9 protein-coding genes are annotated in these 9,654 nt (G+C 44.6%); 4 read left to right on the top strand and 5 right to left on the bottom strand.

The window, feature by feature from the left end; all coding sequences use genetic code 11:
- Positions 1-448 precede the first annotated feature (448 nt).
- From HYR79_04120 to HYR79_04105, 4 genes are all read left to right on the top strand, one after another.
- Entirely contained in the window at positions 449-697 is a 249-nt protein-coding gene (locus HYR79_04120; GenBank protein ID MBI1820876.1) for a MoaD/ThiS family protein, read from the top strand.
- A 115-nt stretch (positions 698-812) separates the two neighbouring features.
- Positions 813-1,250: a molybdenum cofactor biosynthesis protein MoaE gene (locus tag HYR79_04115; GenBank protein MBI1820875.1), complete on the top strand. Its 438-nt coding sequence runs from the start codon at positions 813-815 to the stop codon at positions 1,248-1,250.
- 526 nt (positions 1,251-1,776) lie between these two features.
- Positions 1,777-3,213, top strand: a complete 1,437-nt coding sequence (locus HYR79_04110) for a sigma-54-dependent Fis family transcriptional regulator (GenBank protein MBI1820874.1) — start codon at positions 1,777-1,779, stop codon at positions 3,211-3,213.
- A gap of 53 nt (positions 3,214-3,266) precedes the next feature.
- Positions 3,267-3,737 carry a diguanylate cyclase gene (locus tag HYR79_04105; GenBank protein MBI1820873.1) on the top strand — a complete coding sequence of 157 codons (471 nt, stop codon included), beginning with the start codon at positions 3,267-3,269 and terminating at the stop codon, positions 3,735-3,737.
- Positions 3,738-3,747: 10 nt separating this feature from the next.
- On the opposite strand, the gene HYR79_04100 is transcribed toward HYR79_04105, so the two are convergent.
- The 5 genes from HYR79_04100 to HYR79_04080 all read right to left on the bottom strand — a co-directional run bounded on the left by HYR79_04100 (position 3,748) and on the right by HYR79_04080 (position 9,590).
- Positions 3,748-5,160: an amidophosphoribosyltransferase gene (locus tag HYR79_04100; protein ID MBI1820872.1), complete on the bottom strand. Its 1,413-nt coding sequence runs from the start codon at positions 5,158-5,160 to the stop codon at positions 3,748-3,750.
- Positions 5,157-7,379 carry a phosphoribosylformylglycinamidine synthase subunit PurL gene (purL, locus tag HYR79_04095; GenBank protein ID MBI1820871.1) on the bottom strand — a complete coding sequence of 741 codons (2,223 nt, stop codon included), beginning with the start codon at positions 7,377-7,379 and terminating at the stop codon, positions 5,157-5,159. The genes HYR79_04100 and purL overlap by 4 nt, the downstream gene beginning before the upstream one ends.
- A gap of 99 nt (positions 7,380-7,478) precedes the next feature.
- Positions 7,479-8,204, bottom strand: a complete 726-nt coding sequence (gene purQ, locus HYR79_04090; protein MBI1820870.1) for a phosphoribosylformylglycinamidine synthase subunit PurQ — start codon at positions 8,202-8,204, stop codon at positions 7,479-7,481.
- A gap of 187 nt (positions 8,205-8,391) precedes the next feature.
- On the bottom strand, positions 8,392-8,772 hold the full coding sequence (locus HYR79_04085; GenBank protein MBI1820869.1) for a response regulator: 381 nt from the start codon (positions 8,770-8,772) through the stop codon (positions 8,392-8,394).
- A gap of 74 nt (positions 8,773-8,846) precedes the next feature.
- Positions 8,847-9,590, bottom strand: a complete 744-nt coding sequence (locus tag HYR79_04080) for a GAF domain-containing protein (protein ID MBI1820868.1) — start codon at positions 9,588-9,590, stop codon at positions 8,847-8,849.
- Positions 9,591-9,654: the final 64 nt, after the last annotated feature.

Here is a 9,654-nt window from a genome sequence, read left to right as displayed (position 1 = left end):
CGTACCGAAGGCCGACACCCACTGGCGCAGTTGCCGTTCTTCGCCTTCTTTAAGCTGGAGGGCTACGGTGGATTGTGGCATCGTTCCAGTTTAACCGATCCGCGTTTAGTTGTCCAGTTATTTGTTGGACACTACACTAGGTATTTTTAAGGGATAAAAGGGAAAAATTTATCCTAAATTAGATGTGTTTGGATTATCATAAAGACTAGGGGTGTCATTGCGAGGAGGGCGGGTACACCCATTAGAGATAGGATTTGTAACTCCTTGTTTTGCCTGTCATCGCGAGCGCCCGCAGGGTGCGTGGCGATCTCGGTTCACGATGGCGAGATTGCTTCGCTTCGCTCGCAATGACAACTTTCTATCGCTGGTCTTGGGGGTACAGAGTTAACTTGACAAAATGAAGGGATTTACGGTATAAATTAACAAAATAAACCCAGGGATAAAACAAATGGTTAGTGTAAAGTTTTTCGCAGTGATGAAAAAACTGGTGGGGAAGGAATTCATCGAACTGCCGATTAATGGACCCACCACGTTAAGGGATGTTTTAAATCAGATCGAAAAAGATGTCCCAAAAATTAGAGAAATTATTAAGGAAGGGCGCTCTCTGATATCGATCAACCAGGAAATGGCTGATGAAAACACCATCGTCCAAAACGGAGATGAAATCGCCATGCTCCCTCCTTTCGCAGGGGGATGATTTACAAGATGTCATTGCCGAGCGTAGCGAAGCAATCTTTATTATCGGGATTGCGTCGTCGTTAAAACCTCCTCGCAATGACACTTCTTTTAATCAATATGAAGGAGTTAATCACATGCAGAATACAAAAGCAGGATGGATTAGGGTTCAGGAACAGGATTTTTCAGTCGAAGAGGATGTCAGAAGGGTTAAAGAGAGTTCAAAACGCATCGGTGGGATTGTCACCTTTTTGGGAACTGCCAGGGATTTTTCTCAAGGAAGAGATATCCATCAAATAGATTTTGAATATTATCCCGGAATGGCTGAAAAAAAATTGGCCGAAATCAGGGAAAGGGCTTTAAAAGATTATGACATTATTGAGGTTAGCATTGTTCACCGGGTTGGAAAAATCAATATTGGCGAACAAATCGTTCACATTGTTGTGGGAGCCGAGCACCGAAAAGACGCTTTTCGTGCCTGTTCCTGGTGCATTGATGAGTTAAAGCGAATTACCCCCATCTGGAAAAAAGAAACCACTCCGCAGGGAGAAATCTGGGTCGAACAGCATCCCTGATTTTTTTCTTCATGACAGTTAAGTTTATCTTTATACCTCCAAACTAAATCTTAGGCCTGGCATGATTGGATTTGCCAGGCCTTCCTCTCTCTTTATAAACCAAAAGTCAAAAAACGGATTCGGATAGACCCTATATCCTTTTTTTTGTCCGTTTAAAGCAAAAAAAGGAGAACTTTTATATTAAAGTAACACCTTATGGGGTTTTATAGAAAAATTTAGTCGGATCTTTCCCAATTTTTCTTAAATTCTTGACAAAAACATTAAATAAAGCTACCTTTAAAGAAAAAAGTGAGAAAATATTTTCACTTATCATCCCGTGTTTCTAGTGAAAAAGATTATCCAATTGATCTTAAACTTTACATTTTTTTATTCACATGCTGATTTTTTTGGCATTAAGGTCGTCTTTTTTCTTATTTCTGAGACATTTTAGAAAAAACGAATTTAAAGTTTTCAGATTAATCGGTGCCAGTTTCCGCACGCAATGGTTTTAGTGGTATAACTTTTGCTTTTAAATTAGGTATGTCGAATGAACAAAAAGGTTATTCTATGGTCAAAAAATCAACACACCGGGGTTGAATTCCTTTTAAGAAGCGCTTTTCCAACTTTTGTAAAGGTCATTGACGACGCAGATCTTTTAAGAAACGTGGCATTAAATCCTTCGTCACTGGTTGTGGCTGAATCTATTTTTCTTTCCGAAAAATGGGTTGAAACCTTTACGAAGGCAAGATCCCTCTACCCGGACCTCCCTTTTTTACTGGTTGCATCTTCCGGTCAAATTTTAGGGTTAGAAAAAGAGTATAAGCATCTGGAAGGGATTGATTTTCTTAAAATACCAGGAGAGATTTTACTTTTAGAAGAAAAGATTCATCGGCTGGGCCATCAAAAAAAGATCATTCTCGATCCGGAACTTTCTCTTCAGCCCGAAATCATCAAGGAGGATTTTCGCGGGTTTAACGATTATGCCCATCTTTTGTCTCACAGCAAAAAAATGAAGGATGTTCTGACGATTATGAATCAGGTGGCTGAAACCAACATAACCGTCCTGGTCAGGGGGGAAAGCGGAACGGGGAAGGAACTTGTTTCAAGAACGATTCACGCCCGTTCCCTAAGAAGAGAAAAGCCTTTCGTGAAGGTTTTGTGCGCGGCACTACCCGAGGGCCTGCTGGAAAGTGAATTGTTTGGGTATGAAAAAGGAGCTTTCACGGGAGCTCATCGAAGAAAACCCGGGAAATTTGAATTTGCAAATCATGGAACGATCTTTCTCGATGAAATTGGCGAAATCCACCCGACGCTCCAGGCCAAGCTCCTGCAAGTTTTGCAAGATGGAGAATTTTCAAGAATTGGCGGAGAAAGTGATGTCAAGGTCGACGCCAGGGTCATCACTGCAACCAATAAGCATCTTGAAAAAGCCGTCGAAAATGGATCGTTCAGGGAAGATCTCTTTTACCGGTTAAATGTGGTGACGATTCATCTCCCTCCGCTGAGGGAAAGAAAAGAAGAAATTCCTTTTTTGGCCGAATTCTTTTTTAACAAATATATTCAGCAATACAACAAAAAACAACACCCTCTTTCCGATCAAACGTTAAAACTCTTTCAGGACTATGATTGGCCGGGAAATATTCGTGAAATGGAAAATACCGTTAAAAGAATGGTTGTTCTGGAAAATGAAGATATTATTCTTCAAAAACTGAATGAAAGAATGCCTCAGGAAAACAGGTCTTTCACCTCTGTTCCAGAAGCCGTTCCGCCTCCGGCTCTGCCGGTCATTGATTCTGAAAAAGCAGTCGGTTATTCCTTAAAAGAAGTGGGAAAGGAGGCCGCCGGTAAAGCCGAAAAAGACCTCATCGAGACGATTTTAAATCAAACACATTGGAATCGAAAAAAAGCCGCGCAATTACTTCAGATTAGTTACAAGGCTTTATTATACAAAATAAAGAAATATGAACTGAATGATTTCGTTTGAGAGGTTCTTTCTAGGCTAATAAAGTTAATCCAAAGGGAAGGAGGGAAAAAGCTATGTCAGGATCTTTTACGACCATCGTCAATCATGAGCTTTTTTATTATCTTTTAGATCTTGAGGTCAAAAGAGCAACCCGGTATTCCTATTTTTTTTCATTATTATTTATTGAGCTGGACCAGGAAGACGATCCCGACGACACAATCAATATGGTTGCTAAACTCATTTTGAATGAAATTAGAGAAGTGGATATTGTCGGTAAAATAGAAAAAAAACGCTTTTCCGCCCTACTTCAGGCAGAAACTAAACCCACTCAAACTATCGCCGAAAGAATTCGGGGAAGAATTCTAAATTATTCCTTTACGGACGAAGCTCCCGCGGAAAAACAAAGGAGAACCATCAGCGTGGGAGGGGCGTGTTTTCCAACCCATGGAACTGACGCGAGCGAGTTAAACAGCCAGGCGCTTCACCTGCTGGAAAAAGCCCGGGTCGACGGCGGGAATCGGGTTTACGTTCACGGCATGGTTTAGCTGTTCAAGGTTATTTCATTTCAAATAAAGAGAGTTGATCCCGGTGATTGACGGGAAAAGGAATCGGGTAATTCCCTGTAAAACAGGCCGTACAGAATTCAGACGGGTGGTAAGCTTTTATCGATTTAAGCATTCCTTCCATGCTTAAATAGGCCAAACTATCAGCCGTAATAAATTTGCGAATAGCCTCTTTAGAGTGGTCTGAAGCGATAAGTTCCTTCTTGGTCGGCGTGTTTATCCCGTAAAAACAGGGCGAAAGGATCGCCGGGGAACTAATTCGCATATGAACCTCCCTGGCGCCGGCGTCGCGAATCATCTTAACGATCTTCATGCTCGTCGTTCCCCGGACAAGGGAATCGTCGATGACAATCACCCTTTTTCCATTTAGAACCTCCCTGACCACGTTTAACTTAACTTTGACTCCGAAATGGCGAATGGTCTGCTCGGGCTCAATAAACGTCCGGCCCACGTAGTGATTACGGATCAGACCATATTCATAGGGAATCCCGGAACCGAGAGAATACCCCAGCGCCGCGGAAGTTCCGGAATCAGGCACTGGAATGACGACGTCCGCCTGAACCGCTGCTTCCCGGGCCAGCTCAAAACCGAGTCGTTTTCGGACCGAATATACATTTTCGCCGAAAATCAAACTATCCGGTTTCGCAAAATAAACATGTTCAAAGATACAAAACGCATGAGGGGTTTGACTAAAGGGCGTATAGGAAGTTACCCCTTTGTCATTGATGAGGACCATTTCTCCCGGCGCGATTTCCCTGATGTATTCGGCCTCAATTAAGTCAAAGGCTGAGGTCTCGGAGGCCAATACATAACTATCTTTTAAACGTCCGAGGACGAGGGGCCGAACGCCGTACGAATCTCGAACTCCAACCAGCCCTTCCTCAGACAGAAAGACGAGCGAATAGGCCCCTGAAACACGGCTCAGCGCATCGGTAATTCGATGAATTAAGGTGTCCCCTTTCGAATGAGCGATAAGATGGACAATCACCTCACTGTCTACCGTTGACTGAAAAATCGCGCCATAAGCTTCCAGTTCATCCCTCAGGACATGCGCGTTCGTTAAATTCCCGTTATGCGCCAGCGCCAGGGTCCCGAGGGCAAAATTTACCATTAAGGGTTGAACGTTTTTTAAGGTATTTTCTCCGTAGGTCGAATACCGGTTATGTCCGATGGCCCTCGTCCCGGCCAGTTTGCCCAGACGACTTTCCGTAAAAATATCCGCCACCAAACCCGTTCCTTTTTCGATATGAAAATCCTTGCCGTTAGACGACACGATTCCGGACCCTTCCTGGCCGCGATGCTGGAGGGCGTAAAGTCCCAAATAGGTCATCTTTGCGGCTTCCGGATGACCGAAAATTCCGAAAACCGCGCATTCTTCATGGAGTTTGTCAAACAAAGGTTTCATCCGTTTTCCAGCTGTCCGGGAATAGCATCCTTCCAGACCTCTATTAAATCATATAAAGGGAGCGATAGATAAGAATTAATCAATAAACGTTCTCCCCTCACCACCCCTATCTTTTCGAAAGAGACCTGGTATTTTCGGGCCTTTTTTTCCACATCCCCGACCTGTCCGGGTTTTGCGGAAATTAAAATCCGTGATTGGGATTCTCCAAATAAAAGGGCATCAGAACGAATACCAGAGTCTTGCAACTGAATTTCCGCTCCCTTCGGGCTGGGAGAGGCGATACACGACTCCGCCAATGCCACCGCCAGCCCCCCTTCTGATAAATCATGCGCGGATTGGACCAAACCTTCCCCGATCAAATCCAGGCAAAGGGAATCGACTGCCCATTCGGTTTCCAAATGGAGTTCCGGAGGAAAACCCCGTTCCTGGTGATGAATCCGCTTCATATACTCCGTCCCGCCAAGTTCTTCTTTCGTCTTTCCCAATAAAATAATGATGTCCCCCTCCGCTTTGAAATAGGAGGTCATCCGTTTTTTGATGTCTTCAATCAATCCCACCGCACCGATGGTCGGGGTTGGATAAATGGCTGCCCCTTTGGTCTCATTATAGAAACTGACGTTGCCGCTCACCACGGGAATTGAAAACTTTTTACAGGCATCGGAAATGCCCTCAACGGCCATGACGAATTGCCACATAATATCCGGACGTTCCGGGTTCCCAAAATTCAGGCAGTCGGTAATCGCAAGGGGCTTGGCGCCGGTGCAAACCAGATTTCGACAGACCTCGGCGACCGCGATCGCCCCTCCGGTATAAGGATTCAACAAAGAGTAAAGCCCGTTTCCTCCTACCGACAGAGCGAGGCCTTTTTGGGTCCCTTTGACCCGGATGACCGCGGCGTCTCCCCCGGGTTTAATGACGACGTTCGTTTGAACCATATGATCAAATTGGTCGTAAACCCATTCCTTGCTGGCAATCGTTGGAGAGGAGAGCATCGTCTTTAAAACGGCATTAAAATCTTTTGGAACGGGGAACAGGTCGGTTTGCAAGGTTTGCAGGGTCTGTTGATAGGGAGGAAGTCCGAAAGGACGTTCATAAACGGGCGCTTTATCCACCAGGGCTTCGATCGGAATCTCGGCCACCACCCGGTCTTTTTCTTTAATCCGAAACTGTCCGTCCGCGGTGACCTTCCCGATGACAGCGGCATCAAGATCCCATTTTTCAAAAATGTCTAAAACCTCTTTTTCACGTCCCTGCCGGGCAACCAGCAACATTCGCTCCTGCGACTCCGAAAGCATAATTTCATAGGGCGTCATTCCCCGCTCCCGGAGAGGGACTTCAGAGATCTCCATTTCAATTCCGGTTCCAGCCCTTCCCGCCATTTCACAGGAAGAAGAAGTTAAACCCGCGGCCCCCATATCCTGGATACCGGTAATCACATCCCTGGACATTAATTCAAGACACGCTTCCAAAAGAAGTTTTTCGGTAAAAGGATCGCCAACCTGAACCGCCGGTCTTTTTTCCATCGAGGCGTCGTTAAACTCAGAAGAAGCAAGCAGGCTTGCGCCATGGATTCCATCCCGCCCCGTTTTCGAGCCGACGTAGATAATGGGATTGCCAACCCCGGACGCCTGACCAAGGAAAATACGATCTTTTTTCACCAGCCCGATGCAAAAAACGTTGACCAGCGGATTTAAATCATAAATTTCGTTAAAGTAAATTTCGCCGCCGACCGTGGGAACTCCCATGCAGTTGCCATAACCGGCGATGCCTGAAACCACCCCGGTAAATAAATGACGATTTTTGGATTTTGCCAGCGGCCCGAACCTCAGGGAATTCAAGAGAGCCACCGGTCTGGCGCCCATCGTGAACACATCCCTTAAAATACCTCCCACGCCTGTTGCCGCCCCCTGATAGGGTTCGATAAAAGAGGGGTGATTATGACTTTCCATTTTAAAAACAGCCGCTAACCCGTCACCGATATCAATCACCCCGGCGTTTTCCCCGGGTCCAAAAATAACCCGTTCCCCTTTTGTAGGAAATTTCTTTAAATGAAAACGGGAGCTTTTATAACTGCAATGTTCACTCCACATCACCGAAAAAATTCCTAATTCCGTAAAAGTGGGAACGCGGCCTAAAAGGCTGAGAATTTTTTGATATTCCTCGACCGTCAACCCGTGTTCTAACGCAAGTTTTTCATCAACCACAGGTTCCACAAACACCTTTTAGACCTTGTTTATGTCTTGATGGTCTTGTAAAAAGTCTGAAAAAGCGGTTTTCTGTCATTCCCGTGCAAACGGGAATCCAGTTTTTTCGAGTCGTTATGTATTCCCTAGATTCCCGCTTTCGCGGGAATGACGACTTTTTACGAGGCCATTATGTTTTAAATATTCAATCATGGACAAAAAAACCCGTTTGCCGTCTTCACTCCCCAGAAGCGTTTCCGCGGATCGGTCGGGGTGAGGCATCATGCCCAGCACATTTCGATTTAAATTGCAGATTCCGGCGATCCTGTCCAACGATCCGTTGGGGTTCACGTCATCGGAATATCGGAAGATCACCTGATTGTTCTTTTCCAGTTCTCTTAAAGTCTCCGGATCGCAGGTGTAATTTCCCTCTGCGTGAGCTATGGGTATCGTCAGGATTTCCCCTTTCCGATATAAGGCCGTAAAGGGGGTATTCGACTCTTCGACCCGAACCGAAATATTTCGACAAATATATTTTAAGGATTGATTTCTCATTAAAATACCCGGAAGAAGCCTGGACTCGGCAAGGATCTGGAACCCGTTGCAAATTCCCAGAACCAACCCTCCGGCTTTGGCAAATCTTTCAACGGCCTTCATGATCGGAGAAAACCTCGCAATCGCCCCCGTTCGTAAATAATCGCCATAGGAAAAGCCGCCCGGGATAATCAGCGCATCGGTCCCGTCAACGGAAGTTTCTTTATGCCAAATCAGCCTCGTTTCTTCCCCTAAAACGGTGCGAATCACATAATCGCAGTCCTGGTCGCAATTCGAACCCGGAAAGACGAGAATTCCAAACTTCATTTAAAATATTGACCAGCGATAGACTTCGCACCCACTTATTAATCATGTCATTGCGAGCACCGAAGGGTGCGTGGCAATCTTATCGTAAAGTCTTGAGATTGCTTCACTTTGTTCGCAATGACAGCTTTCTAACTCTGTTCTTGGGTTAAAAGATCATCGGCTGCCGTTAGATATCGGCCCTTTTTCTTCATACTTCAATATGAAGAAGCTCCTTAACTTTATTCAATAACGCGTTGGTTTGAATCGGCTTTGTTAAATAAGCATTGGCCCCTAATTTCAAACCTTTTTCCTTGTCCACCTCAGCCCCTTCCGTTGTGACAATAATGACCGGAATTGACATAAAATTAGGATCTTTACGGATAATACTGAGAAGCTTCAAGCCGTCCATCAATGGCATATTAATATCAGCAATGATCAAATTGAATTTTTCTTCTGACATTTTTTTCAGCGCATCGACGCCGTCCGTTGCTTCGACAATTTTCACGTCACGGATTCTTTTTAGACTAAAAGTCACCAGCTGTCTCATGGTCGGAGAATCCTCGACAACCAAAAACGAATATAAGCTCATATTGAATTCCTTTCCTTATTCATCCATCTAAAAAACTTGGTATTCGATGATTTTCTAACACCATTTTTTATTTCTTATTTTGTCCGACCACTCAGCAGATTGATAAATCCATGGATCGTTGAGAGTTTTCTTTCCGATTGCGAATAGAGCCTTGAACTGAAAATTGCCGTGGCCGCATGTCCTGCCAGCATCGAAAACAGTTCATAATCAATTCTTGTCAATTTTTCTTTTTTCTGTTCCAGGAGTGAAAAAACAGAAATGACCCCCAGAATATGCTCCTTGATTTTCAAAGGGATGCACACGATGGGGAACAGAGGATCCGAAGGGACTTTTGTTAAATCATTGACAAAATGGGATTCACCCGTTTTGCCCACTTTTCCAATCACCCCTTCCCCCAATCTAACCTTTTTAAAGTCAATATCGTGGAGCCCTTCCGAAGCGACGACGAACATATCCGATGTCCCTTCCTCCATCAACAAAATCGCGCAGCGCGCGGCTCCCACCAGGTTTAACAACACCTCAAGCACAATTCTCAAAACCTCTTGATAATCCAGCGTGGAATGAAGCTGGTAACTGGCCACGTACAGATTCGCCAGGTTATTATTTTCCTCTTCGACCTCCACATAACGGCTTGCGAAATCCTTGTTTTCCGCTTCAACATCCTTATATTTATTCAACAGGTCTTGCTTTTCCTTTTCAAGCTGGTGAATCATTTGCTCCATTTTTACGGCATCGCCGCCATTGTCGATATTTTTTTTGAGATTCTTGCATTCCTCCTCGAGTTGAACCACCCGGAATCGAAGTTTTTCATTGGTCATAAGAACTTCATGGGTAAACTCTTCCCCTTTTCTAAAAACTTTTAAAAAATCCTCAGCCTTTTTT

Source organism: Nitrospirota bacterium, assembly GCA_016178585.1.
Classification (GTDB): Bacteria; Nitrospirota; Nitrospiria; order JACQBW01; family JACQBW01; genus JACOTA01.
The sequence above is the reverse complement of the archived record's forward strand: the minus strand, read 5'-3'. Positions and strand labels throughout refer to the sequence as shown.